Origin of the sequence: Paracoccus fontiphilus, from assembly GCF_017356265.1 — a bacterium.
Classification (GTDB): Bacteria; Pseudomonadota; Alphaproteobacteria; order Rhodobacterales; family Rhodobacteraceae; genus Paracoccus; species Paracoccus fontiphilus.
Map to the genome: position 1 here is coordinate 1 of NZ_JAFNAW010000015.1, position 25991 is coordinate 25991.

General features: G+C 67.4%; 22 protein-coding genes. 12 read left to right on the forward strand and 10 right to left on the reverse strand.

From position 1 onward, the window contains the following. From J0F76_RS07470 to J0F76_RS07525, 12 genes are all read left to right on the forward strand, one after another. Positions 1-793, forward strand: a 793-nt coding sequence (locus J0F76_RS07470) for a 2-oxo acid dehydrogenase subunit E2 (protein ID WP_207467399.1), incomplete at its 5' end; no start/stop codon positions are given. A gap of 1037 nt (positions 794-1830) precedes the next feature. After that, positions 1831-3459, forward strand: a complete 1629-nt coding sequence (locus J0F76_RS07475) for a polysaccharide biosynthesis protein (RefSeq protein WP_207467401.1) — start codon at positions 1831-1833, stop codon at positions 3457-3459. Continuing rightward, positions 3456-4655: a glycosyltransferase family 4 protein gene (locus J0F76_RS07480; protein WP_207467403.1), complete on the forward strand. Its 1200-nt coding sequence runs from the start codon at positions 3456-3458 to the stop codon at positions 4653-4655. Before J0F76_RS07475 ends, J0F76_RS07480 begins: the two co-directional genes overlap by 4 nt. After that, entirely contained in the window at positions 4648-5064 is a 417-nt protein-coding gene (locus J0F76_RS07485) for a GtrA family protein (protein WP_207467405.1), read from the forward strand. The genes J0F76_RS07480 and J0F76_RS07485 overlap by 8 nt, the downstream gene beginning before the upstream one ends. After that, positions 5048-6646 (forward strand): hypothetical protein, encoded by a 1599-nt coding sequence (locus J0F76_RS07490; RefSeq protein WP_207467407.1) that lies wholly within the window; start codon positions 5048-5050, stop codon positions 6644-6646. Before J0F76_RS07485 ends, J0F76_RS07490 begins: the two co-directional genes overlap by 17 nt. A 35-nt stretch (positions 6647-6681) precedes the next feature. Next, entirely contained in the window at positions 6682-7488 is an 807-nt protein-coding gene (rfbF, locus tag J0F76_RS07495; protein WP_207467409.1) for a glucose-1-phosphate cytidylyltransferase, read from the forward strand. Further along, positions 7434-8627, forward strand: coding sequence for a CDP-glucose 4,6-dehydratase (rfbG, locus tag J0F76_RS07500; protein WP_207467412.1), 1194 nt, complete (start codon positions 7434-7436; stop codon positions 8625-8627). Before rfbF ends, rfbG begins: the two co-directional genes overlap by 55 nt. Before the next feature lies 1 nt (position 8628). After that, positions 8629-9834: a DegT/DnrJ/EryC1/StrS family aminotransferase gene (locus J0F76_RS07505; RefSeq protein ID WP_207467415.1), complete on the forward strand. Its 1206-nt coding sequence runs from the start codon at positions 8629-8631 to the stop codon at positions 9832-9834. After that, a complete protein-coding gene (locus J0F76_RS07510) occupies positions 9831-11087 on the forward strand; it encodes a class I SAM-dependent methyltransferase (RefSeq protein ID WP_207467417.1) in 1257 nt (418 codons plus the stop codon). Before J0F76_RS07505 ends, J0F76_RS07510 begins: the two co-directional genes overlap by 4 nt. Next, positions 11080-12021, forward strand: a complete 942-nt coding sequence (locus tag J0F76_RS07515) for an NAD-dependent epimerase/dehydratase family protein (RefSeq protein ID WP_207467419.1) — start codon at positions 11080-11082, stop codon at positions 12019-12021. Before J0F76_RS07510 ends, J0F76_RS07515 begins: the two co-directional genes overlap by 8 nt. Then, positions 12018-13001 (forward strand): glycosyltransferase family 2 protein, encoded by a 984-nt coding sequence (locus J0F76_RS07520; RefSeq protein WP_341351569.1) that lies wholly within the window; start codon positions 12018-12020, stop codon positions 12999-13001. The genes J0F76_RS07515 and J0F76_RS07520 overlap by 4 nt, the downstream gene beginning before the upstream one ends. Further along, on the forward strand, positions 12998-14122 hold the full coding sequence (locus tag J0F76_RS07525) for a glycosyltransferase (protein WP_207467423.1): 1125 nt from the start codon (positions 12998-13000) through the stop codon (positions 14120-14122). The genes J0F76_RS07520 and J0F76_RS07525 overlap by 4 nt, the downstream gene beginning before the upstream one ends. Here J0F76_RS07525 and J0F76_RS07530 read toward each other — a convergent pair. Genes J0F76_RS07530 through J0F76_RS07575 form a run of 10 tightly spaced genes read right to left on the reverse strand, consistent with a single transcriptional unit; the run spans position 14070 to position 25938 of the window. Next, positions 14070-14738, reverse strand: a complete 669-nt coding sequence (locus tag J0F76_RS07530) for an HAD family hydrolase (RefSeq protein WP_207467426.1) — start codon at positions 14736-14738, stop codon at positions 14070-14072. The two genes, J0F76_RS07525 and J0F76_RS07530, sit on opposite strands and share 53 nt — an antisense overlap. A gap of 2 nt (positions 14739-14740) precedes the next feature. Next, entirely contained in the window at positions 14741-15715 is a 975-nt protein-coding gene (locus J0F76_RS07535) for an ATP-grasp domain-containing protein (RefSeq protein WP_242690056.1), read from the reverse strand. Continuing rightward, positions 15708-16550 carry a sulfotransferase family protein gene (locus J0F76_RS07540; RefSeq protein ID WP_207467428.1) on the reverse strand — a complete coding sequence of 281 codons (843 nt, stop codon included), beginning with the start codon at positions 16548-16550 and terminating at the stop codon, positions 15708-15710. The genes J0F76_RS07535 and J0F76_RS07540 overlap by 8 nt, the downstream gene beginning before the upstream one ends. Continuing rightward, positions 16537-17724: a glycosyltransferase family 4 protein gene (locus J0F76_RS07545; RefSeq protein WP_207467430.1), complete on the reverse strand. Its 1188-nt coding sequence runs from the start codon at positions 17722-17724 to the stop codon at positions 16537-16539. The genes J0F76_RS07540 and J0F76_RS07545 overlap by 14 nt, the downstream gene beginning before the upstream one ends. Then, positions 17725-18957 carry a polysaccharide biosynthesis/export family protein gene (locus J0F76_RS07550; protein WP_207467432.1) on the reverse strand — a complete coding sequence of 411 codons (1233 nt, stop codon included), beginning with the start codon at positions 18955-18957 and terminating at the stop codon, positions 17725-17727. It abuts the gene before it with no gap. Next, entirely contained in the window at positions 18954-20213 is a 1260-nt protein-coding gene (locus J0F76_RS07555; RefSeq protein WP_207467434.1) for an O-antigen ligase family protein, read from the reverse strand. The genes J0F76_RS07550 and J0F76_RS07555 overlap by 4 nt, the downstream gene beginning before the upstream one ends. Continuing rightward, a complete protein-coding gene (locus J0F76_RS07560) occupies positions 20210-21544 on the reverse strand; it encodes a lipopolysaccharide biosynthesis protein (protein WP_207467437.1) in 1335 nt (444 codons plus the stop codon). The genes J0F76_RS07555 and J0F76_RS07560 overlap by 4 nt, the downstream gene beginning before the upstream one ends. Next, positions 21541-22950 carry a pectate lyase family protein gene (locus J0F76_RS07565; protein WP_207467439.1) on the reverse strand — a complete coding sequence of 470 codons (1410 nt, stop codon included), beginning with the start codon at positions 22948-22950 and terminating at the stop codon, positions 21541-21543. Before J0F76_RS07565 ends, J0F76_RS07560 begins: the two co-directional genes overlap by 4 nt. Then, positions 22925-24781 (reverse strand): GumC family protein, encoded by a 1857-nt coding sequence (locus J0F76_RS07570; protein ID WP_207467441.1) that lies wholly within the window; start codon positions 24779-24781, stop codon positions 22925-22927. The genes J0F76_RS07565 and J0F76_RS07570 overlap by 26 nt, the downstream gene beginning before the upstream one ends. Then, positions 24778-25938 (reverse strand): glycosyltransferase, encoded by a 1161-nt coding sequence (locus J0F76_RS07575; RefSeq protein ID WP_278250408.1) that lies wholly within the window; start codon positions 25936-25938, stop codon positions 24778-24780. Before J0F76_RS07575 ends, J0F76_RS07570 begins: the two co-directional genes overlap by 4 nt. Positions 25939-25991: the final 53 nt, after the last annotated feature.

The window sequence follows — 25991 nt, forward strand, 5'->3', positions numbered from 1 at the left end:
GACGCGCGACGACGTCCGGTCCGCCGCCAGGGCGCGTCCCGCGGCGCCACCGCAACCGGCCGCGCCCGCTGCCGTAGCGCAGGCGGCGCCCTCCGGCGGTTCGACCTTCGTGCCCCATGACCGGATGCGGCTGGCGATCGCGCGCAACATGCTGGCCTCGGTCACGCAGGCGCCGCAGGTCACGGCCGTGTTCGAGGCCGATTTCGGCCCGCTGATGGCCCACCGCGCCAAGCACAAGGCCGAGTTCGCCGGGGACGGCATCAACCTCAGCTACACGGCCTACATCGTGATGGCCTGCGTGGCCGCCATGCGCGCGGTTCCCGCCGTGAACAGCCGCTGGCACGAGGACCGGCTGGAGGTTTTCCGCGACATCAACATTGGCATCGGCACGGCGCTTGGCGACAAGGGGCTGGTGGTCCCGGTGATCGGCCAGGCGCAGAACCTGTCGTTGAAGGGGGTGGCGGCGGCCCTGCAGGACCAGACCGACCGCGCCCGCGCAGGCTTGCTGACCCCCGCCGACATGGCGGGCGGCACCTTCACCATCTCGAACCACGGGGTGTCGGGATCGCTGCTGGCGGCGCCCATCATCATCAACCAGCCGCAATCGGCCATCTTGGGGGTGGGCAAGCTGGAAAAGCGCGTCGTGGTGCGCGAGGTGGCAGGCGCCGACACGATCCAGATCCGGCCCATGGCCTATGTCTCGCTGACGATCGACCACCGCTCGCTTGACGGGCATCAGACCAACGCCTGGTTGTCGGCCTTCGTCGCCTCTCTGGAAGGCTGGGCGGCGTAGGCCATTCCGCAGGCCCATGACGGACGCGGGCAGCGGAGCGGCGGGTGGGTCCGCCGCCCCGCTGTCGACGATGGCCGGGTCGCCGCATGGCAGTTCAGGCATGGCAGCCATGCCGTGCCCGGGGCCGCTGTCAGGCCCGGAAGGACGTCGATCCGGTCGCGCGCCTGTCCCTGAGAGCAAGGTCTTCCGTAGCCTCGCCGTGCCAGCGGCCTGCCGGAAAGATGGCCGGGCCTTCGGAGCCTGAAAATGGTAATTGCAGCCATATTTCTGTCTGGAGTTGAGTAATTCGGAACATATTCATTTACTGGATGTTTCTGCGCCGCTTTTCAAAACTGGTTAATGGGCGATGGAACCAAATCCCGTGATTCGGGTCTGTAGCGAACAAAGTCTTTCCCCTGGATGCGGGTCGGCAGTATTGAAACTCTGCCGCAGGGCTGTTTTCAGGCACAATCGGGCGCCAGTTCGTTAAAATCTTATTGTTTTTCAGAACGCTACTGAAAAGCTACATTTTGTTCGCCGGATCGCAAGATTTAGGCTCGCGATTTGGAAAATTTTGTTAATATCTTCGTGTGGTAAGTCGTGATCTCCGCTGTTTGGCGGATCAGGTAATGAGTAGTGTTTTTATGAGTACTCTGATGCGGCGTTTCGCGGCCCTCAATTCGCATGACATCAAGCATGTTTCCCGGCAATCTCTACAACTGTCCGGCTTGAACGTCAATCGGCGGTTGTATGTTTTCGATATTGCCGTCGCCGCGTTTGCAGCCGTGGCTGCCCTGGTCCTGGGTTATGGGCCGATGCTTCCGCCCATTTCAGTTCAGGAAATCCAAGCCTATATCCTTTTGTCGGCCGTCACGAGCCTTTTTCTGTATCCTTTCCTTGGTCTTTATCGCCGCGTCGCCCGGTCGTCGTCCTTCAGGGACGTCCAGCGGCTTGTGACGGCGGCTTTCGTGACCATTTTCGTCGTTCGCCTGATATCCTCCGCATTTGATTATGCCGACGATATTCCGTTGAATGTCTTCGTTATTCAATTTCTGATTGTGACCCCCGCCTTGGCTGCCGTCCGCTTTGCGGCCCGGGGCCGGGAATTGATCCGCAACCGCAGCGGAGAGCGGGGGCGGATTCCGGTCCTGGTGGTGGGGACGGGGGCGACCTGCGACCTGTTCCTGCGGTCGCTGCGGGCCCCGGCCGCGCAGTTCAAGGCCATCGGCATCATCGACGACGCGCGCGGCACGACCGAGCTGTATTTCGGCGATGTCCGCATCGTCGGGTCGGTCCGCAATCCCGCGGCGCTGATCGCCAAGCTGGAACGCCTGGCCGAACGCCCCGAGATGCTGCTGCTGACCGAACCCGTCACCCATTTCGACAGCGACGGCATCCGGCGGCTGCTGGGCTGGGCCGACGGGAACGGCGTGCGGGTCTCGGCCCTGCCCGACATCGGGACGCCGCGCGCCGCGGTCGATCCGCGCCATGTGCCCGTCATCACCATCGACCCCGAGACGATCCTGGACCGTCCGCAGATGCGGGTCCAGAAAAGCCTGCTGTTTCAGCAGTTCCGCGACCGCCGGGTGCTGGTCACGGGCGGCGGCGGGTCGATCGGCAGCGAGCTTGCGCGCCAGCTTGCCGCCCTGCGCCCGCAGGAACTGGTCCTGATCGAATCCTGCGAGCTGAACGCCTACAACATCGACATGGCGCTGGGGCAGTATTTCCCCGACGTGCCGCGCAAGATCTATGTGAGCTGCATCCGCAACCGCGAGCGCATCGACCGCATCTTCACCGAGCATCGGCCCGAATTCGTGTTCAACGCCGCCGCGCTGAAGCATGTGCCCCTGGTCGAGATGAACCCCTGCGACGGCGTGCTGACCAACATCATCGGCGTGCGCAACGTCGCCGATGCCGCCCGGCGCGTGGGCGTGCTGGCGATGGTCCAGATCTCCACCGACAAGGCCGTCAACACCACCAACGTGATGGGCGCGACCAAGCGCGTGGCCGAGTTTTATTGCCAGGCCCAGGACCGCGCCACACGCGCGACCGAGGAGCAGACCCGCTTCTTCGTGGTCCGCTTCGGCAACGTGCTGGGATCGTCCGGTTCGCTGATCCCGCTGTTCCAGCGCCAGATCGCGCAGGGCGGCCCGCTGACGGTGACCGATCCCAAGATGGAACGCTATTTCATGTCCATCCGCGAGGCGGTCGAGCTGACGCTGCTGTCGGCCGCCGCCGGCCTTGCCGAGAACTCGGAACTGGGACAGATCTTCGTTCTCGATATGGGCAAGCCGGTCCGCATCATGGATCTGGCCGAACGGATGATCCGCATGGCCGGCAAGGTGCCGGGCAAGGACATCGAGATCAAGGTCGTCGGCATCCGCCCCGGCGAGAAGCTGTTCGAGGAACTGTTCGACGCCAACGAGACTGTCCACCCCGAGGTCTTCCCGGGCGTCCGCGGCGCCTCGCCGGTGGGCGTTCCCATTGCCGCCCTTCGCGCCGTCATGCACCGGCTGGAAGCGGCGGCCGCGGCCGGGGACGACCGGGCGGTGCGCCATCTCCTCCGCTCGGCCGTGCCGGGCTACGAGGACCCGACCCACGAACCGGCCCTTGTCGCGCCGGCCCCGTCCCATCCCCTGATCCGCTTTCCCGAACGCAGCCCGATCGCCGTGGGGGCAGCCGTATGAATGCATCATTCGCTGCCGGCGAAGCCTTCGCCTCTGCGACGGCCGCGCTTCGGCACCGCAAGAAGGTGGTGGTGATCGCCTCGCTCGGCTGGTCGCTGATCAACTTCCGGCTGGAACTGTTGCGCCGCATCATGGCGAACGGCCATGACCTGCTGGTCCTGTCGCCCGAAATCGACGAGGCGACCGCCGCCGCCCTGCGGGCCGAGAACATCCGCTTCCGGCAGATCCCGATGAGCCGCACGGGCGTCAATCCGGTCAGCGACGTCGTCACGCTGCAGGCGATCCTGCGCATCCTTCTGCGCGAAAAGCCGGATCTGGTCCTGCCCTACACCATGAAGCCCATCGTCTATGGCGCATTGGCCGGGCGCCTGGCGGGCGTGCGCACCACGCCGCTGTTCACGGGCCTGGGCTATGCCTTCAACGATCCTGCCCCGATGGGGCGGCGGCGGCTGATCCGGGACATCGTTGTCCGGCTGCACCGGCTGGCTTTGCGCCGCGTCACCATCGCCTTCTGCTACAACGACGCCGAGGAACGGGACATCCGCGCCTTTGGCCTTGTTCCGCCCCATGCGCGGCTGGTGCGCGTGCCCGGATCGGGCGTCGATACCCGCCATTTCGCGGCAAGCGAGCCTCCGGCGGATCCCGTGCGCTTCCTGTTCGTGGGCCGCCTGCTGAAAAGCAAGGGGGCCGAGATCCTGGTCGAGGCGGCGCGGCTTCTGCGCGCCGAAGGCGCCCGGTTCGATCTGTGCCTGCTGGGTCCGACCGACAGCAATCCCGACGCGGTCCCGGCCGAGACGCTTGCCGCCTGGCGCGCCGAAGGCATTGCCGACCTGCCCGGCGCCACCCGCGACGTGCGGCCCTGGCTGCGCGAGGCTTCGGTCTTCGTGCTGCCGACCATGCTGCGCGAAGGCGTGCCGCGGTCCATCCTGGAAGCGATGTCGTCGGGCCGCGCGGTCATCACCACGGATGCGCCGGGCTGCGGATCGACCATCAGCGACGGCGTGTCGGGCTTCGTGGTGCCGGTGAACGACGCGGCAGCCCTGGCGGCCGCCATGCGGCGCTTCATCGAGGCGCCCGGGCTGATCGCCCGCATGGGCCGCGCCGCGCGCGCGCAGGTCGCCGCCAACAACGATGTCCACGACATCAACCGGCTGATCCTGACCTCGATCGGGCTGGAGGAGCCGGTCCATGGCTGATCTCGTCCTTCCCCCTGCCGCCGCCTTCAGCCGCTTCGGCCGCTTTGTCGCCGTGGGGCTGGTCAACACGGCCGTGGGCTATGGCATCTATGCGGCAGGCTTGGCGGCCGGGCTGCCCCCGCAGGCGGCACTGGCCGTACAGTTCGTCCTGGGCGTCCTGTGGAACTATGGAATGCACGCCCGCATCGTCTTTGCCTGCCGCGGCTTCGCACGGCTGCCGGCCTATGTCGGGGCCTATGTCCTGTTGTGGGCGGTCAACGCCCTGTCGCTGAGAACCATGCAAGGCGCGGGTTTCGACCCGCTGACAGCCCAGCTTCTGCTGCTTGCGCCCATGGTGGTGCTGTCATTCCTGCTGGTGTCCCGTGTTCTGTCGTCCGGCAAGGGGGTGGATCGTGATCGCATCGGATAACAGCGCCGCGCGCAGCCTTGTCCGCAGCCCCAGCCGCAGCCTTGCGCTGACGGGCATCCTGCTGGCCCTGGTCCTGGCGGGCCTTTGGGGGCGCATGATGGATTTCGGCCTGCGCCGGGACGAGATGCTGTTCGTGCCGCCTGCCGAACTTCTGGGCCACATGTCGCTTTACGGCGACTTCTTCTACAACCACCTGCCGTATTCGGCCTGGCTGTTCCGGCTGGTCCACCTGGCGTTCCCCGGCATCGGCCTGCTGGAGGCCGGGCGGGTCGCCGTGTTCCTGGGCTGGCTGCTGCTGGTGTTCGGCGGCGGCGGCCTGTTGTGGCTGATCTCCCGGTCGGGGGTGGTGGCGCTGCTGGGCGTGCTGGCGCTGGTCTGCAGCGACGTGCTGCTGGAACAGGCGGGCATGGCGGCCACCAACAACCTGCTGCCCCTGGCCTTCGCCTTCGTGGGCCTGGGCCTGTTCACCTGGCAGGTGGTCGAGGGACGCCACAGCTTCGTCCTGCTGTTCCTGTCCGGCCTGCTTGTCGCCATTGCGCTGGGCATGAAGGTCAGCGCCGTGGCCTTTGTCCCGGTGCTGGTTGTCGCGGCCTTTGTCCTGCCGCGATCCCTGCCCATGGGCCTGCGCCTGCGCCATGTCACCCTGCCGGTGATGCTGGGAGGCATCCTTGGAACGCTGCCGTTGTTCTGGTTCCTTGCCACACAGCCGGACCTGTTCCTGGCTCATGTGCTGGGCTTCCACACCGGCCCGCATATCGACTACTGGCGCGACCACCAGGCAGACGAGCCGAACCTTGTGACCGGCCTGGGCGACAAGCTGCGCCTGGCCTATACGGTCTGGCTGCGCGGCAGCGCGCTGCTGCTGGTCTTCGTCGCCATGCTGGCGGGCTGGCTGACCCTGGCCCTGCCGCGCAAGACCGCGACGGGCGCCGACGTGGCCGGTCCCGCGATCATGCTGGCCGTCATGTTTGCCCTGGCGGCCGCCATGAGCTTCCTGCCGACGCCCGCCTTTCCCCAATACTATGTCCAGCCGCTGATCTGCCTGCCCCTGCTGATCGCGGTCCTGGCCCGGAACACCGTCCGGCACTCCGGTCAGCTGGAGACGGCGGCAGGGGTGGCCGCGGCGCTGTGCCTGATGCTGGCCCTTCCAAGGCTGGCTGACGGCCTGGTGACGCTGCGCCACCCCGACGAGACGGCGGTGAGCAAGGTTCACCGCGCCGGTCAGCACCTTGCCGATGTCCTGGCCGACGCGGGCCATGCCGGGGAACGGGTGCTGACGATCAATCCGGTCTATCCGCTGGAAGGCGGGCTGCCGGTCTATCCGGAATTCGCGACCGGACCCTTTGCCTATCGTGTCGCGGACTACACGCCGCCCGGACTTCGCGCCCATTACCGCATGATCGGCCCTGCGGACATCACGGCCGTCCTGCAAGCGGACATGCCCGCCGCGATCCTCACGGGCTTTGACGAAAAGCTGGAAGCGCCGCTGGTGCAGTTCGCCCAGGCGAACGGCTACCGGCGCACGGAACTGACGGAACTAAGCGACCGCTACGGGACCGGGGTCCTGTTTACCCGGCCCTGAAAACGCGCGCTGCCCTGAACACAGGAGGTTAGGACATGAAAGTCATTCTTCTCGCCGGCGGCCTTGGATCAAGGCTTGCAGAGGAAACCGTTTCCATCCCCAAGCCCATGGTCGAGGTGGGCGGCCGCCCGATCATCGCGCGCGTCATGGATATCTACAGCGCCTTCGGCCACCGCGACTTCATCGTCGCCGCGGGCCACAAGGGCAACATGCTCAAGCAGTTCTTCGCCAGCTATCACCTGATCGCGAACGACATCACCGTGTCGGTCGATACCGGCCGGATGGAGCTTCGCCCCCGCGCGCCGGGCGGCTGGAACGTCTCGGTCGTCGATACCGGCCCCACCACCATGACCAGCGGGCGCATCGCCCGGCTGCGCGACTGGCTGGACGGGGAAACCTTCATGGTCACCTATTCCGACGGCCTGGGGAACGTAAACATCCAAGAACTGCTGGATTTCCACCGCGCCCATGGCAAGCTTGCGACGGTCACCGCCGTGCAGCCGCCCGCCCGCTTCGGCAGCCTGGAGCTGCGGGGCGACCGCGTCGATGCCTTCACCGAGAAGGTGCTGGGTTACGAGACCTGGATCAACGGCGGCTTCTTCGTCTTCGAACCGGCGGTCCTGGACTATCTCGTGGACGAGATGGAACCGCTGGAGCAGACGCCCTTGTCGCAGCTGGCCCGCGACGGAGAGCTGATGGCCTATCGCCACTACGGCTTCTGGCATCCGATGGACACGATCCGCGACCGCAACACCCTGAACGAGCTGGCGCAAGAGGACCTGCCGCCATGGCTGAACTTCAACGCGACGCCCCAGCAGACGCGTCGCATGGTGGCTATCTAGCGCGGGACGGGAAGATGCAGGTCAGATGGGTGACATCTCCGGGCAGCAGGCTTCAAGGCAAGCGAATCCTGCTGACCGGGCACACGGGCTTCAAGGGCGGCTGGCTGTCGCTGTGGCTGTCGCGGCTTGGGGCCGAGGTCAGGGGCGTGTCCCTGCCACCCCAGGAACCCTCGCTCTTTGACGGGGCCGGGATCGGCGACCTGATCGACAGCCGGCTGGCCGACATCAACGATCGCGCCGAACTGGAGAGGGCGGTCGGCGACTTCCGCCCGCAGATCATCATCCACATGGCGGCGCAGTCCCTGGTCCGCCCGTCCTATGCCGATCCGGTCGGGACGTTCCTGACCAATGTCATGGGAACGGCCAACGTGCTGGACCTGGGGCGCCGCCAGCCGGATCTGCGCGGCATCGTCGTGGTCACCAGCGACAAGTGCTATGACAACCGCGAATGGGTCTGGGGGTATCGCGAAACCGATCCCATGGGCGGCAAGGACCCCTACAGCGCCTCGAAGGGGGCAGCCGAACTGGCGGCCGAGGCCTGGTCGCAGTCCTTCTTCCAGGAACCCGGCGGTCCGCGCATCGTCCGCGTGCGCGCGGGCAATGTCTTCGGCGGCGGCGACTGGGCCGAGGACCGGCTGATCCCGGACATCATGCGCGGCGCGCGGTCGGGACAGCCCACCGTCATCCGCAATCCCGGTTCCGTGCGGCCCTGGCAGCATGTGCTGGAACCCTTGTCCGGCTATCTGACCCTGGCCGAGTGGCTGCTGGAGGACCCCGAGCGGGTGGCGGGCGCGTGGAACTTCGGCCCCGGCAACGAGGCCACCGTCGATGTCGCCACGCTGATCGCGACCCTGTCGCTGCACTGGCCGGGCGGGCTTCCCTACCGGATCGAACCGGCCCCGAATGGCCTGCCCGAAGCCGGGCTTCTGCGGCTGGACAGCACCAAGGCCCATGTGAAGCTGGGCTGGAAGCCGCGGCTGGACCTGTCCTCGGCCCTGAGCCTGACGGCCGAATGGTACCGGGCGGACGCCGAGGGCCAGGACATGCGCGCCTTCACCGAGGCCCAGATCGACGCCTATGTCGATCGCTGCGGCCGAGAACTTGTATTTCACCCGATGAATGATGGAGCGAGTGCCTGAGATGCGCGTCAATTATGGCCAGACCGTGCACGGAGAAGACGAGATCGCCGCAGTCGTGAAGGTGCTGCGGACATCCACCCAGATGGGCGAGCACGTCCGCAGGATGCAGTCGCGCGTCGCACGGCTATTCGAGAAGGGCCACGGCATCATGGTCAACTCGGGCTCCTCGGCGAACTATCTCGCGATGGAGCTTCTGCGGCTGCAGCCCGGCGACGAGGTGATCACGCCCGTCCTGACCTTCGCCACCACCGTCGCGCCCATCGTGCGGGGCGGCATGGTGCCCGTCTTCGTCGATGCGGCGCGCGGCACCTACAACATCGATGTGGACCGGATCGAGGAGATGATCGGCCCCAAGACCCGGGCCATGATGATCCCGTCGCTGATCGGCAACCTGCCCGACTGGAAGCGCATCCGCGAGATCGCCGACCGACACCGCCTTCTGGTGATCGAGGACAGCGCCGACACGCTGGGCGCGACCATCGACGGGGTCTCGACAGGGGTCTACAGCGACATCTCGACCACCAGCTTCTACGGCTCGCACGTCATCAACTGCGCGGGCAACGGCGGAATGCTGTGCGTCAACAACGAGGAATGGAACCGACGCGCGCTGCTGCTGCGGTCCTGGGGGCGATCCTCGTCGCTGTTCGCCGACAGCGAGGCGCTGGAAAACCGCTTCAACGTCGAACTGGACGGCATCCCCTACGACTCCAAGTTCCTGTTCGAGGAGCTTGGCTGGAACGTCGAGCCGTCCGAGATGGGCGCGGCCTTCGGGCTGGTGCAGCTGGACAAGCTGCAAGGCAACATCGCCGCGCGCGAGGCGAACTTCGCCGCCCACCTAAAGTTCTTCGGCGCCTACGAGGAGTGGTTCGTCCTGCCGCGGCAACTGCCGCGGTCGCGCACCGGCTGGCTGGCCTTCCCGCTGACGCTGCGCCCGGACGCGCCCTTCGACCGGCGCGCCCTGCAGACTTGGTTCGAAAGCCACGACATCCAGACCCGCCCGGTCTTCACCGGCAACATCCTGCGCCAGCCCGCGATGAAGGGCCTTCCCGCGCGCACGGCGCCGGGCGGCTATCCCATGGCGGACGAGGTCATGAAGGGCGGCATCCTGCTGGCCTGCCACCACGGCCTGCAGCCCGACCAGATCGCCTACATGCATGACAGCTTCATGGACTTCGCCAGGCAATACACGAAGGAGCACGCGAAATGACGGAACCCGCCGCCCGCCCCTCGACGCTGGTCTACTGCCGCACCTGCGGCTCGGACCGGCTGAAGCTGTTCCTGGCGATGGGCGATCATCCGCCCGCCAACATGTTCCTGCGTCCTGACGAACTGGGCCGGGACCACAAGGCCTGGCCGCTGAACGCGCAGGCCTGCCTGGATTGCGGCCTGATCCAGGTCGCCGACCAGGTGCCCGCCGACTATTACCGCCATTACCTTTACGTGCCCTCGGGCGCGGCGACCATGCACGACCATTTCTCCGGTCTGGCCGACGTGCTGATGGACAGGGCCAGGGGCGGGCTGATCGTCGATATCGGCTGCAACGACGGGCTGATGCTGGGTTTCGCGGCCAGAAAGGGCGCGCGGGTCCTGGGCGTCGATCCCGCCGCCAACATCGCCCCCATGGCCGAGGAACGCGGCGTTCCGGTGCACATCGCCTATTTCTCGCCCCAGGTGGCGACCGAGCTTCGCGAAACCCATGGCCCCGCGGCCGTGATCTCGGCGACCAACACCTTCAACCACATCGACGACCTGACGGGCTTTGTCGAAGGCGTGATGACGCTGCTGGCCGATGACGGCGTCTTCGTGGTCGAGGTGCCCTGGGCCAAGGCGATCATCGAGAAGAACCAGTTCGACAACGTCTATCACGAGCACATCTCGGAGCTGAGCCTGCGGTCCATGGTCGAACTGGGCAAGCGCACGGGGCTGGAGGTCGTGGATGTCGAACTGCTGCCGGTCCATGCCGGATCGCTGCGCGTCTTCATGCGCCGGCCGGGCCACGAGGCCGTCTCGGACCGCGTGACCGACTTCCTGGCGCAGGAGGACGCGGCGGGCGTCCGCGACGCTGCCGCCTATGACCGCTTCGGGGATCGTGCCAGGGACGCCAAGCAGGACCTGCTGGCGCTGCTGGACGACCTGAAGGCCAAGGGCGCCAAGATCGCCGGCTATGGCGCGCCCGCCAAGGGCAACACGATCCTGAACTTCTACAACATCGGGCCGGACAAGCTGGATTATCTGGTGGACCGCAACCCGCTGAAGCACGGCACCTATTCGCCGGGAATGCAGATCCCGATCCTGCCGGTGGAGACCATCGCGGAACGCAAGCCGGACTACCTGCTGGTGCTGGCCTGGAACTTCTTCGATGAGATCCGCAGCCAGCTTGCCGATTACGAGGCCGCGGGCGGGCAGTTCATCGTGCCGCTGCCCTCGCCCCAGGTCATCGGACGCAAGCCTGATGCCTGAGATCCTGGTCACGGGCGGCACGGGCTTCATCGGATCGCATCTGGTCCGGGCCTGCATCGCGCGCGGCGATTGCGTGACGGTGCTGACCCGGCCGGACTCGGACCCCTGGCGCCTTGCGGATCTGGAGGGGCGCTACAGGCTGTTGCGCCTGCCGCCCGAGGATTTCGCGCAAGCCGCCCGTGACCTGGTCCCGGCCAAGGTGTTCTTTCTGGCCGCCCGGACCCGCTTCCCCCAGTCAGGCCCCGGCAGCCTGGCAGCGGCAGGCGATGCCATCCGGCAGAACCTGGACCCTCTGGTCCGGATGGTTTCAGCCTTGGCCGACGTGCCCCCCACGGCCTTTGTCCGGACGGGGACGCTGGCGGAATACGGCGCGGCTCCGACGCCCTATCGCGACGACGGGCCGGAATGCCCGACAGGGGCCTATGGGCTGTCGGCGCTGTTGGGAACGCATTACCTGCGCGGCGTGCGGGCCATGGCCGGGTTTCCCGCCGTCACCGCCCGGCTGTCGCTGACCTATGGCCGCGGGCAGTCGCCCGATTTCCTGGTGCCGCGCCTGATCGATGCCGCGGTTTCCGGCAGGCCGCAGGCCTTGCGCCACCCCGCCGCCCAGCGGTCGCTGCTGCATGTCGCGGATGTGGTCGCGGCGCTGCTGGCGATTGCCGACCATGCGGCGCGACTGCCGCCCGTGCTGACCGTGTCCGACGCCCGGCCGGTGACCATGGCGGCGCTTGCCGACGAGATCGCGTCGGTCGGCTCCTGCCGCGTCGCAAGCATCGGCGATCCCGGCATGGGGGCCGCCGACCGCGTGACCGCCGCGCCGTCCCCCGCCTTGGTCGCCCTGGGATGGCGGCCGCGCATCGACCGGCGGCAGGCCCTGGCCGATATCCTGAATGACGAATGCGATCGCCTTTGCCTGGCACGAGGTGCAACGTGAACAAGAAGCTTGTTTCAGTCCTGATCCCCGCATTGAACGAGGAAGAAAACATCGAACGCTGCTATCACCGCGTGGTGGATGTGTTCGAGACCCTGCCGCAATACCGGCTTGAGATCATCGTCAACGACAACCATTCCTCTGACCAGACCTTCCAGATCCTGCAGGGCCTTGCCGCGCGCGACCCCCGGCTGCGCGTGTACCGCTTTTCGCGCAACGTGGGCTATGGCCGGTCGATCCTGCACGCCTACCAGTCCGCGAACGGCGATTGCGCGATCCAGATCGACAGCGACATGCAGGACCCGCCCGAGCTGATCCCGCAGATGCTGAAGCTGTGGTCGGATGGCAACGAGGTCGTCTATGGCGTCCGCCGGTCGTTGCCTGACGGGGTTCTGGTCACGGCGCTGCGCAAGGGCTTCTACTGGTTCATCGCAAAGGTCAGCCCGGACGAGCTGCCCCGCGACGCGGGCGAGTTCCGGCTGGTGGACCGCCGGGTGCTGGACCGCTTGCGCGGCATCCGCGACCGTTCGCCCTATGTCCGCGGGCTGATCTCGGCCATGGGCTTCCGGCAGACGGGCTTCGACTATGAACGCCAGTCGCGCACCGCCGGGCTGTCGAAGTTCCCGTTCCGGGCGATGCTGTCGCTGGCGGTGGACGCGCTGGTCAACCATTCGCTGCTGCCGCTGCGGCTGGCCTCGAACATCAGCCTGATCGTGGGTCTGCTGACCTTCCTGCTGATGATCTTCTACCTGATCGGCCGGCTGGTCTTCGGCCAGGAATGGCCTGCGGGCTTCGCCACGACGACGGTTCTGCTGCTGCTGTCGATCACCCTGAACGCGATGTTCCTGGGCATCATCGGCGAATATATCGGCCGCATCTTCCTGCAGACCAAGGATTTGCACGCCCCCATCGTCGAAAGCGCGCTGAATGCCGATGACGGCTATTGGCCCGAAGGTTCTGTCCTGCATCGGAAATCGGCATGAAGATTCTGTTCATCCAAGGTGGGTTCGACGCCGGCGGCGCCGAAAAGATCGTCGCCATGCTGGCCCGCCACCGGGCCGCGAAGGGTGACGAGGTCGTCGTTGCGGGGATGCTGATGCCCGAGAAGGGCTCCTATTTCGATTATCCCCCCGACATCCGCCTTGTCTCGTTCGAGACGGGCCGGTCGCGCTATGGCCGCAGCAAGCATTTCCACCGGCTGGTCTGGCTGCGCAGGCTGCTCCGGCGCGAAAAGCCGGATCTGGTCATCTCGATGCTGACCAAGATCAACGTGCTGACGCTGACGGCCAGCATCAGGACGGGCATCCGGGTGATCGTGTCGGAACGGAACAACCCCCACAAGCAGGCCACGGCCCTGCTGCGCCATGCCCAGACCCTGATGATGCGGCGCGCGAACGGGATCGTCATGCAGACCGACCGCGCGCGCATGGCGCTGCCCGGCCACTGCCGGTCGCGGGCCAAGGTCATCGTCAATGCCTGCCCGCCGATCCCCGTCCAGCGGCAGCCGCAGGACCAGGGATGCCGGATCGTGGCCGTGGGCCGGCTGGACCCGCAGAAGGGCTATGACCTGCTGCTGCAGGCCTTTGCCAGCCTGAAGCCGATCCCCGAGGGCGTGACGCTGACCATCTTCGGCGAGGGACCGTCGCGCCCCGAGCTTGAAGCCCAGCGCGATGCCCTTGGCCTTGCCGATACGGTCAGCCTTCCGGGCCGCAGCGCCGGGCCGGCCGACTGGCTGGCCAGGGCCGACCTTCTGGTCGTGTCCTCTCGCTTCGAGGGTTACATGAACACCCTGACCGAGGCCACGATCACCGGCATCCCGGTTGTCGCCTTCGACTGCGACTATGGCCCCCGCGAGCAGATCTTTCCCGGCAGGAACGGCGTCCTGGTCCCCCCCGAGGACGTCGGCGCCCTGGCCCGCGCCATGCACGAGCTGGCCCTTTCGCCCGAGCGGCGGCGGGAGCTGTCCGGTCATACCGACCACGCGATCTGGATGCACGATCCGGCGCGCATCCTGTCGGAATGGGACGCGCTGATCGACGATCGCGTGCCGGTCAGTGTTGCGTCCAGCCTTCCAGCAGCGGGTCTAGATCGTTCAATGTCGTGATCACGGCCTCGGCCTCGTGCGCGTCATCGGGTGCGGGGCAATGGTGGACGCGTTCGGGGCGGGCAAGGCGGATGGTCATCCAGCCCCGCGCCTTGGGCGTCACGAAGTCCTTCAGGGGATTGTCGGCCACATAGATGCAGCGGCCCTGGCCGATGGCCTCCATCATGGCGAAGGCGCGCGGGTGCGGCTTGCCGAAGCCCAGCGGCCATTGTCCCGTGGGGATGATCGGGTCAAGGCAGCCTGTCAGGCGCAGCGCGTCGATCTTGTTGCGTTGCGTGCGTTCGGGACCATCGGTGATCAGGCCCATCCGGCCCGGCCAGCGGTCCAGGAAGGCGGCGGCATCCGGGCACAGGGCGATCTGCGGGACATGGTCGCGGTAAAGCGCGATCAGCGCCGCCGCCTCGTCCGGGCGGGACGGGCGGTCCAGGGTGGCCAGCGCGCGATCGATGATCCGCCTGCGTTCGCCCGACAGGAACAGCATCCGGCAGGTTTCTGCGAAACGGTGTCCGGCGCCTTGCCCGTCGGTCCGGTCCAGATGCGCGCCGATCGCGGCATAGCCGCTGAAGGCGAAGTCGCGTTCCAGATACAGGGTGTCGTCAAGGTCGAAGACCAGCATGGTCAGCCCCGGAAAACCGCTTCGTCATAGCGCAGCATCAGCACGCCGTCGCGCCAGGTGTCGCCGGCGCTGCGCGGCAGGTCCAGTTCCTCCTCGATCAGCCATTGGGCGAAGGACGCGCCGGCATGGTCGGCCAGCGGATAGCCGCCGCCGAAGCGGGCGTTGATCTCGAAGACGCGGGGACCATGGCGCGGATCGTCGATCAGCTGGAAGCACAGGCTGCCGCGTGCGTCGGGCAGGGCCGCCACCAGCCGCTCGGCGATGGCGCGCAGGTCGGCGCGGTTCTCGGTGCGGCCCTTTTCGACCTCTCCGGCCCGGATGCGCAGGCGGCGATGCGGGACGACGCAGCGCAGCGCGCCTTCGCGATCGACAAAGACGTTGACCGTGTATTCCGGCCCTTCCAGCAAGGTCTGGAAGATCATCGGCTCGGGGAAGGCGTCGGGCAGGTCCGAGGCGCAGCGGAAGACGGCAAGCCCGCGGCTGGCGCTGCCGCCCGAGGGCTTGGCGAAGACCGGCCAGTCGGCGGCCCGGGGATCGCGCCGCAGATCCTGTTCGGTCAGAGTCGCGGGCACCGGCACGCCCGCCGCGTCCAGGACAGAGGCCGTGCGGTTCTTGTCGCGGACGATGGCGACGGTGTCGGGACCGCTGACATGGACCCTGGTGCCGATGGCGGCGAAGCGGTCGGCTGCCTCGGCATAGGCTGCCAGTTCCGTGTCGATGGTCGGGACGATCAGGCGGATGCCATGGTCGCGGGAAATGCCCAGCATCCGGTCGATGAAGTCGGGGTCGTCGCAGCGCGGGGCCCCATGGGCGTGATCGGCCAGGGCGCAGGCCGAGGACAGGTCCGGTTCCAGATCGGCGGCGTGAAGGACGATGTCGCGGTTCAGGCGCCGTCCCGCCTGCCGGAAGCAATTCAGCAGACCGGCCCTGCGGCCCGCCGACGACAACAGGATCGGAAAGGCCTTTCCGTCAGACATGGGCCGCATCCTGCCTTGTCCGCCCGCGCGAGGGCCAGATGGACAGGTCGCGCCCGGTCAGGCGTTCCAGCCGGGCGATGTCCTCGGCAAAGAAATCGGCCATCCGCGCCGACAGATCCGGGGACAGCGGGGGATAGGCCAGTTCCCTAGCGACGCCCGCACGGATCATCCGCATCGGCGCCAGGTGGCGCACCGGATCAAGGACGGGGCGGAGGGGGGTCAGGATCTTGCGCAGCCGGGGCGGCACCACGGGCCTGCGGGCATCCTTGACGCGTTCCGAGACCGGCCGGGCCAGCGCCTCGGGACAGCCGACATGCCGGGCCAGCCGGTCAAGGCTGTTCCGCGGATCGGCCTTGATGTCCTCGTAGAACAGGACCAGCAGGCGTTCCGGGGGGAACAGGTCGAGAAAGCGGTCGATCTGGCGCGAATACAGCCCATGGGACAGGAAGCGGCCCTCGGCGGCGCGGCGTGGGTCCAGATGGGCGTCGATGTCGGCACCGACCTCGCCCCGCCGGAACAACATGCAATAGTCCGAATAGGCCCGGGCGACCGGATCGCGCAACTGGGCGATCAGCGACACGTCCGGCAAATGCCGGGCGATGCGCGCCGCCGCCGCCGGTTCGGACAGGTAGGTGTTCGACTTCTCGCCCACCATCCGTTCCCCGGCCGCATCGAACTGGCGCCAGTAGCTGTCGATGCCGTCGTCGTAATGGCGCGAGAAGAAGTGAAGCTCGGGATCGGGCATGAAGATGCCCGGATTGGCCTGGAGCGATTGCTGCAGCCAGGTCGTCGCCGACTTCGCGGCGCCGATGATCAGGAAGTCAGGCTTGTGCATGGAGTCCCCTTTGCCGCGGCGCCTGGCCGGCAAGTTCATGGTATATTGCGGTAACGCGGGTGATATGCGTGTCCACCCCGTAGCTGGTCCGGGCCTCGGCCTGGGCGGCGCGGGCGATGCGGCCAGCAAGGCCGGGATCGGTCGCAAGCCGCAGGGCAGGGGCCGCAAAGGCCCTGGGCGGGTCGGGATCGACCAGGAAGCCCGTGCGGCCGTCCTCGATTGCCTCGGGGTTGCCGCCGTGATCGGTCGCGATGACGGGGGTGCCGACATTCATCGCCTCGATCAGGGTCCGGCCGAAGGGTTCGTTCAGCGCCGTGATCAGAAGCGCGTCAAGCCCCGCCAGCCAGGTCTCGGCCGGGCTGCGAAAGCCCATCAGGTGGATGCGGTCCGCGATCCCGTGCTGCCGCGCAAGATCGAGGCAGGCCTCGTCCAGCTTCTCCTGGGGGTTTTCGGGCCGTCCGAAGATCAGGCCCGCCACCGGCCGTTCCGACTGCCGGGCGATGGCCGCGACCGCCTCCACGAAGTGGTCCGGCCGCTTGCGGCGGTTGAGGATGCCCATCCAGCCCAGCAGCAGCGTGTCGGGGGCCAGCCCCAGATCGCGCAGGATCATGTCGCGCGCGGCAGCCCGGTCGGGTGTCCGGTCCGAAAGCTCGAAGGGGCTGCGCACCACCTCGACCCGGCCCGACACGTCGCGCAGGGGCCGCGAGGGCATGGCGAAGCGCGACACGGTCAGGATTCGGTCGGCGACAAAGGGCGCGATGCGGTTGACGCCGAAGGCCGTGGGATCGCCCCGGTGGTGCCAGACCATGCGGCAGCCCGCCAGGCGCGCCGGTGCGGCCCAGGTGACATGCATCCGCCCGTCATTGGTATGGACGATGTCGATGTCCAAGTCGCGCAGATAGCGGCGCATCCGGGGCAGCACGCGGATCGCATAGCGGAGCGGCCCGACATCGCGCCCGTCGCGGCTGTAGCGCGGCGCAAGGATGCCGCCCCCCTCCCACAGGGTGAACTCGCGCGCCTCGTCGCGCAGCCGCTGCGCCAGTTCGCCGTCGCGGTGCAGCAGGACCAGCGGCCTGACCCGGTCGGGGTCCAGCCCGTCGATCAGCTTCAGGGCCGAGATGTGGCTGCCCCCGAAGGTGTCGCCGACGAAGGGAAACAGCACCCGGATCACCATTCACTTGCCTCCTGCCAACGGCGTTGCCGCCTCGTTGACCTTCATCATCACATTCAGGGTGCTGCCCGCCGGCAGAAGCTCGGTCGGCTGGAACAGCCGTTGTTCCTGGTCGGGCGTGCGGGGCGTCACCACATATTCGGGCACCAGCGGGTCGATCCCCGGCACCGGCATCGCCCCCGCCGACACGGCCGAGCTGTAAAGCGCCGTCGCGGTGGCAAGCCGGGTTTCGTTGGCCAGGATCTCGCCATTGACCTGGCGCAACTGGGCCAGGAAATCGGTGCGGGCCTGTTCGGTCACGTTCAGTTCGTCGCGCGTCGCCTGGTTCAACTGCTGCTCGGCCACCAGGCGGGCGTTTTCCAGATCCAGCCGCTTGCTTTCCAGGTCGCTCAGCTGCGTGGACAGGGCCGTGACGCGCGCGTTGGCGGCAAGGCCCTGGTCGCGCAGTTGCTCCATGCCGCCCAGGTCGGCCGAGATCTGCGCGATCTGGCTGTCGCGCAGGCTGATCTGCTGCTCGAAGCGCTGGATCTGCTCGGTCAGGACGTTGCGCAGTTCCCCGAGGCTTTCGGTCTGCGCGCCGCGGGACGCGCGGTTCGCGGCGAACAGCGCCGCGCCGACCGGCTCCAGCGGGGTTTCGTCGGTCGTGCGCTGCGCATCCGCCGCGGGCGCGGACAGGTCGGCAAGCTCGGCCTCGAGCCAGGCCTTGGTCTGCCGAAGCTGGGCAAGGGCGTCGCTGGCCATCTTCACCTCTCCGCCATAGATGGCGGCGCGATCCGGCGCGCCGGCGGCGACCCCTGCGGCAGGGCGCAGCACGCCCCCGGCCAGGGCGATGGCCTGCTGCACCGTCATGCCGGGCTGGTAGGGATAGGCCCCCGGCGCGGTCACGGCCCCCAGGATGTAGATCGGCGCGTAGGTGCTGACCTCCAGCGAGATCTCGGGCGGATTGCCGGTGCCGACCTTCTGCTGAAGCCGCAGCGAGATGTCCCGGGCCAGCGTGGCAATGGACTGGTCCGCCGCCGGAACCTGCCCGATCAGGGGCAGGTGCAGGTCCCCCTCGGGGCTGATGCGATAGGTGCCGTTGATCCCGTCCCAGGCCAGATACAGGCCCTCGTCGGCCTTCCAGAAGGCCGCGCGCAGCGTCAGCTGGTCCTGGGGGTTCAGAAGATAGGGATCGGCCCGAAGGAGGGTCGGCAAGGCGGCAAGGCCCAGGGCCAGCAGAAGTCCGGCGGTTCTCATGTCTGTCTCTGGTTGAGGGCGGGGGCGCGTTCCGAAAGGGCGCTGGCCCCCAGGGTCATCAGCAGGATCAGGGGGACGTTCCAGAACCGGCCGTAGAAATGCGGAAAGGTGTTCAGCATCAGCGCATAGATCAGCAGCACGGCCAGGATCAGCGTGCCGATGACCCGCATCCGCGACGAGGCGAGGCAGACCAGGCACAGGTAGAGGCCCGCGATCAGCAGCAGCACCAGCCCCAGGAGCGACAGGATGCCCCCTTCGCACAAGAGCAGCAGGTAGGTGTTGTGGACCGGCGCCTGGAACACGCTGATGAGGCGGAACTGTTCGGCGCCCAGGCCGATCAGCGCGTTGTCGCCCGCGATCTGGAAGGCCTCCTTGACCAGTTGCAGGCGGTCGGTGAAGGTTCCCGCCGCGTTCAGGTCGCCGGATGTCAGCGCCCCCAGCACGCGTTCCTGGAAGATGGGCGGCAGCATGGCCGTGCCCTTGATCATCAGGACTGCCGTGCCGACTATCACGATCAGCGAGAAGATCGAGACCAGCCGGGGCGAGCCCGAAAACACAACCAGCACCAGAAGGCCGATCGCGGTGCAGCCCAGCCCGGTGTTCGATCCGGTCAGCAGGATGCCGTAGCCGACGATGCCCAGCGCCAGCAGCAGCGACAGCAGGGTCATGCGCTGCAGCAGGTACATGCCGCAGGCCAGCGTGGCGGTGATCGCGCCAAGGGCCGCCAATTCGTTCTCGCGTTCCACAAGCGACCGCATCCGCCCCGAGATGGACATGAAGTCATAGGCCGGGTCGGGGCCGGTCACGTGCACGACATAGAAGCCGAACAGCATGACCACGCAGATGGACAGGATCAGCACCTTGACCAGCATCAGCGCCTGTTCGCGCGACCGCCCGCCCAGGACCAGCGGCAGGATGAACAGGGCGAAGGTGTATTGCCCGACAACCGTCACGGTTTCCCACACCACCGCCGCCGCGATGGAACTGATGATCAGCCCGGTGACCAGCAGCCCGTATCCCCCCATCCAGATCGGCGTCGCATCGCCGAAGGGGCGGGTGGGAATGCGGCCCTGGATGGTCATCAGGAACAGGCAGGCCAGGGCTGCGGCGTCCGAAGCGGTGAAATAGACGAAGTCCAGCCGGAAGTGGTTCATCGGCGACAGGAAGACCGTCAGCGCCGCGCAAAGCAGCTCGGCATTCTCGATCCAGGCGGGCCGCCTGGATTGCGCGGGCTGGATGGCGGACACCATGGTCATGCGCCGGACCTCATGCGGGCAAGGCGGCGCAGCGTCAACCAGCAGCAGATCGCCAGCCAGATCGCGTTCGTGACCAGATGCGTGGCCGCCGCCCCCTCGATGCCCATCGCCCGTGTCATCGGCACAAGGATCGCGAAGAAGATGATGGTGGTCAGCAAGGTCACGCGGGACAGGGCGCGGGCAAGTCCGATGGCCAGCATGGCCGGGCCGAACATCATGCCCGCCAGGTAGAAGGCCACCGCGATGGCCTGCACGGTGACGACCGGCACCGCGTCCTCGAAGCCGGGGCCGAACACGTTGACCAGGATCGCCTGCATGTTCGCGATCACGACCGCCAGTCCCGCCACCTCGGCCGCGATCAGCCCAAGGGTGACCAGGGCCACGAAGCGGCCCAGCTTGGCCACCTGGTTGCGGGCGACCATGCGGGTCAGTTCGGGATAGACGACCTGGCTGAAGGGCCGGCCGATGCGCAGGGCCGCCTCGCCGATGCGGCGGGCCAGCTGATAGAAGCCGATGGCCGCCGCCGGCAGCATCGGCGCCAGCAGGATGATGTCCAGGCGCTGCGTCATCTGGCGCAGCATCACGTTGAGATTGCTGTTCCACAGCAGGGCCAGGAAGCCCGGGTTCTCGGCAAGGGCGGCGGACGGGCGGATGGCGGCAAGCCGGTGCCCGTGCCTCCGCATCTCGCGCAGGGCCATGACCATGGGCAGCAAGCCGTCGGCCAGTGTGACAACCGCAAGGATCAGCACGAAGGCCCACAGGTCGGCGCCCGCCAGCCAGGCCAGCGCGATCAGCGTCATCCGCAGCAGCGCCGTTCCCGCATCCGTCATCGCCAGGATGTCGAAGCGGTCATAGATCCGCAGGGCGGCGATGCCGGTCGGGCGCGGGGCAAGGATCAGCGCCGCCGACGAGACGGCCAGCATCAGCACGCCGTCCTCGGCGGGCATCCCCATCCACCGCGCGGCAGGCCCCGCCAGCAGGATCGCGACGCTTCCCGCCAGCAACCCGCCCGCCAGATCCGCCCAGAGCGACAGCGACATCAGCCGCCCGAAGCGGGGGGCATCCCTGTCCTCCAGCGCCTGGGTGCCGTAGAAGACGGCCGCCTGCCAGGGTTCGACATGCAGGAACCGCGCCGTCAGCCGGGTATAGGCCTCGATCATGGCCAGATAGCCAAGCGCCGCCGGCCCAAGCGTCCGCGCCGTCAGGCCCAGCGAGACCAGCCCCAGGACCGAAATCCCCGCCTGCGAGGTGAAGATCCAGGCAAGGTTCTTTCCCAGGCGCCGCAGCAGCGTGGACGAGGGCGCGAGGCTGGGCGAGACGGGCGCGGTCATTGCCCTGGCGCCTCGATGTCGCCCGCAAGCCCCGCAAGCCAGGTCTCGACCTGGGACAGGCCGCTGGCCGGGTTGATCGCCCAGATGTCGTCGGCCTTTTGCGGGTCGAGGCCGTTCGAGGTCTCGTAGGGGTCGGGCAGGCCGTCGCCGTCGCCGTCGGGCGCCGCCGGACGGAGGACGGGGTCGGGCCAGCCTTCGACCTGGTCCACGCTGTCGATGACCTTGCCCTGGCAGCGGGCCAGGTTGCGAAGCGCGGTCTTGTCCAGTTCGTCGCGATGGCTGCGGTCGGGAAGGGCGTCGCCCGTGGTCCTGGGCAGTTCCTCGGGCAGCCTGCCGGGGTCCATGACGGGCGCGGACAGCGGCGGGCCGTTGCGGATCTCGTGGATCAGGGCCGAGGGGCTGAGGATCGCGAGCGGCTGGCCGCTTTTGCAATAGCGCGACAGGTTCTGTTCCGCGATCACCGAGATCAGGTGATCGGGAACCCAGTCGAAGACCTGCACCGCCTCGGGCGGGGGATCGACCGTCGATGGTCCGGCCATCGCCAGGTTGCCGACATAGCTGATGCGCGCGTTCCCGGCCAGGTCGTAGAATTCGCCGAACTGGCTGATCGGGTCGTAGAAGATGTTGTTGATCACCTCGACAGGGCCGATGTCGGTCGCCTTCAGGTCGGGCATCCGGTCGCGGTGATGGGCGAAGATGTTGCGCCACAGCGTGATCCGCCCGCAATCATAGCCCTTGCCCTCGGTCGAACAGACCAGCGCGCCCTTGGAATGCGCCCCGTCGGGATGGTTGGCGTTGTCCAGGCTGAAGGCCAGCAGGCTGTCGGCCAGCGTGATGTCCGAGGCCACCCCGCCCGAGACATGGACGTTGAAGGTCTCGTCCGGGGCGAAGGCCATCGACAGGTTACCCAGGTAGACGCGGCTTGCATCCTCGACCGTCAGGGCATCGACGGTATTGCCCTGGCCCGCGCCTTCACCGGGGCGCAGCTTGAGGAAGCGGATGACGACGTCCTGCGCCTCCTTGACGATCAGGGGGCTGTGATCGGCCTCGCGCAGCCTGATCTGGATGCCGCTGCCCGGCGCGGTCTGGCCCGCGACATAGACCTGCGAGCCGACCATGATCGGGCTGTCCAGTTCGATCGTGCCGTTGACGCGGAAGACGCAGATGCGCGGCCCCTGGGTCTTTTCGGCGCAATCGCGCAGGCTGCCCCTGCCCTTGTCGGCCAGGGTCGTCACCTCGACAAGCTTGCCGCCGCGCCAGCCCGTGGCCCCCTTGCCAAAGCCCTCGGCGCCCGGAAAGGCGATGTCCTGCGCCACGGCGGAACCGGCGGCCCAGCCCAGCAGCAGGCACAGGCCTGCCGCGGTCAAGCGGGCCGGACGGTCAGAAAGTGCGGCCAGATCCACCATGATCCGCTATGCCCCCGCGATTGTGTTCGATTGAATTGATGACCGTGCCGACCACGTTGACGCCGCTGACGATCAGGCGCTCGACCGCTGCGGCAAGCGCGCGGGTGCTGGTCTTTCCCATGCTGACGACGACCAGGGCCTCGTCCGCAAGCCCGCCAAGCCGGCCCGTGTCTGCCGACAGCATCGCGGGCGGCGTGTCGAAGATGATGAGGTCGTATTCCTCGCGCAGCGGCTTGAGGACCTTTTCCCCGAACTGTTCCACCATGCGGGGATTCCAGCGATCCGCGATGTTCAGCGCCAGAAGCGACAGGCCGTTGCCGTCCTCGACCTTCTGGATGGCATCGGACAGGGGCAGGCGCTTCATCAGCAGGTCCTCGATGTTGACGCGCTGCCCCGTGACGCCCAGCAGGCGGAAGGTTTCCGGGCGGCGCTGGTCCAGGTCCACCAGCAGCACCCCCAGGCCGTCCCGCGCCGCCGTCACCGCCAGCGAGGCCGCGATCGTGGACTTGCCTTCCCGCTGCATGGGCGAGGTCACCATCAGCACGCGCTTGCCGCGATGGTTGCTGGAGTTGGTCAGGATGGTCAGCAGGGCCCGCAGCGATTCGGCAAAGGCGCTGAAGCGGGGGATCATCAGAACCCATCCCGGCATCCGCAGCTGCATCGCGCCGCGCGAACGCACCCGGGGGATGTTGCCCATGGTGGGAAGCCCGGTGATCTCGCGTGCCTGTTCGCTGCTCCAGACCTGGCGGCTCATCGAGTTCAGCAGAAGCGCGACCAGGAAGGCCAGGATGAAGGACCCCGCGAAGGCCACGGCCAGCGTCGCGGGCCGGTTCGGGAAGGACGGGCGCGTCGGAACCTCGGCCATGGTGACCTGGCGGGCGCTTTGCGACACGAAGTCCAGCTGCGGTTCAAGCTCGTTCAGGCGCTCGGTCGCGGTCTGGTAGCGGGTCGCCAGCAGGTCGACGACGCGTTCCTGGCGCTTGCGGGCAAGTTCGGCCCGGGTCCGCGCGGCCAACTGCTCTTCGTAGAGTTCGAGGGCCTCCTGCCTGCGGGCGATTTCCTCGGCATTGCGCGGGTCGCCCTGCAGGACCGCGATGATGTCCGCGGCGTTGTTGCGTTCCGCCAGAAGCTTCGTGGGCAGGCTTGCATCGTCCAGGTTGTTCGACCGGATGATGTCGCCAAGCGCCTGTTCGGATTCGGACAGGTCCTGGCCCAGCTGCTCGACCCGGTTGCGCAGGAAGCTGACCCAGGTTTCCAGCTGCACCTGATCATCGCGTGACGACCGCGTGATATAGGCCGTCACGACGGTGTTCGCGATCCCGGCCGCAAGTTCGGGCGAATCGGCGGTGGCGGTGACGTTCAGCACCAGGCTCTCGCCGGTGCGGTAGATAGTATAGGACGCCAGAAGCCGGTCCAGCACGGCGGCCTTCTGTTCGGGGGTCAGCTTGTTGGGATCGGCCTCGCCGATGAAGGCCTTGTTGTCGAACAGATTCAGCGATTCGGCGACGCTGGCCGCGAAGTCCCGCGACCGCAGGATGTCGATCTCGGTCTGGACGCGGGCCGACGTGACGTCAAAGGCTTCAAGCTGCGAATTGGCGCGGCTGACCCGCGTTTCCGACACCGTCAGCGCCATCGCGGCGGTCGAGGTATAGCTGTTCGGCGTCCGCATCAGGATCGCCGTCGTGGCCCCCATGACCAGGATGATCACGATCACCATGGGCCAGAACTGGCGGCGGATCAGCCAGCCCAGGTCGGACAGGCCGATTCGCGGGCCGGAAGCGCCTGTGCTGGCGGGCAGCGCAGGGGCGATGATTTGTCGTTCCATCGTCATGTCGGAGCCTCGGAAAGGGCGGACGGGCGATGCGACAGGGCCTTGCGATAGACCTTGGCGTGATCGCCGGTATAGGTGTCCAGGGACAGCAGGGCCTCGACCCGCTGGCGCGCAGCCTGGCCGATCCGCTGCCGGTCGGCGGCGGGCATGGACAGGATGCGGGCCATGGCGTCGGCCAGGGCCCGCGGCTGGCCGGGCGGCACCACCAGTTGCGGGTCGCCGACCATCCAGGCGCAGTCGCCCATGTCGGTGGTGATGCAGGGCACGCAGGCCGCCATCGCCTCGCCCAGGGCAAGCGACTGCGCCTCGCCCCAGGCCGAGGACAGGGCGAAAAGGTCCAGGCCCGGCACCAGCCGCGCGATATCATTGCGGGCGGGCAGGGTGGTCAGGTGTTCGGCGACCTGCAGCCGCCGCGCCTCGGCCTCGGCGGGGCTGCCGGCATGTCCGTGCCCGATCAGGACCAGGTGCAGGTCCAGCCCCGCCTGGCGCAGCAGGGCGACGGCGCGCACCAGCGAGACATGATCCTTCATCGGATGGGCGCGCGCCACGTTGCCGATCAGCAGCGTGCCGGGCCCCGTCCCGCAGATCGCCCGCAGCCGGTCCGCTGCCTGCGGGTCGGGCCGGAATTCCGCGCAGTCGATGGCATTGGGGATCAGCGTGTCATTTTGGTCCGAGAACCCGATCCGGCGGTGCTGCCGGCGCGCCACCTCGGAGCAATAGGTAATATGGTCCGCCGACCCGGACATTCTGGCCATGACCTGCAGGATCATGCGCGTCGCGCGTTTTTCCTGTTTCAAATCAGCCAGAGAATGATGAATGCCCCAAACCAATGCGGGCTTTTGCCGCATCAATTTGCGCGCAATAGTTGAAACAAGGCATCCGTGATACATCCAGCCATGGATAACATCGGGCCGCATTCGATCCAGTTTCCGCGCCAGCCGCACCGCCGCAGCGGGTGCCGAGGCCAGATTGCGCATATCCACGGTAGAAACCGGCACGTTCAGCGCCGAAATCATTTCGGAAACGGGACCATGCGGCAAGAGAGAGATTACGTGCTGATTCGCGGCCCCATCGCCCAGGGCCCGCAAATAACGGTAGAGCATGATCTCTGCCCCGCCGACATTTGTACCGGTAACAACATGCGCAACAAACGCCATCTTCACAAAACCCAGTCCACTCGTAACTTTTCACAGGCAGTCTGAAATCTTTA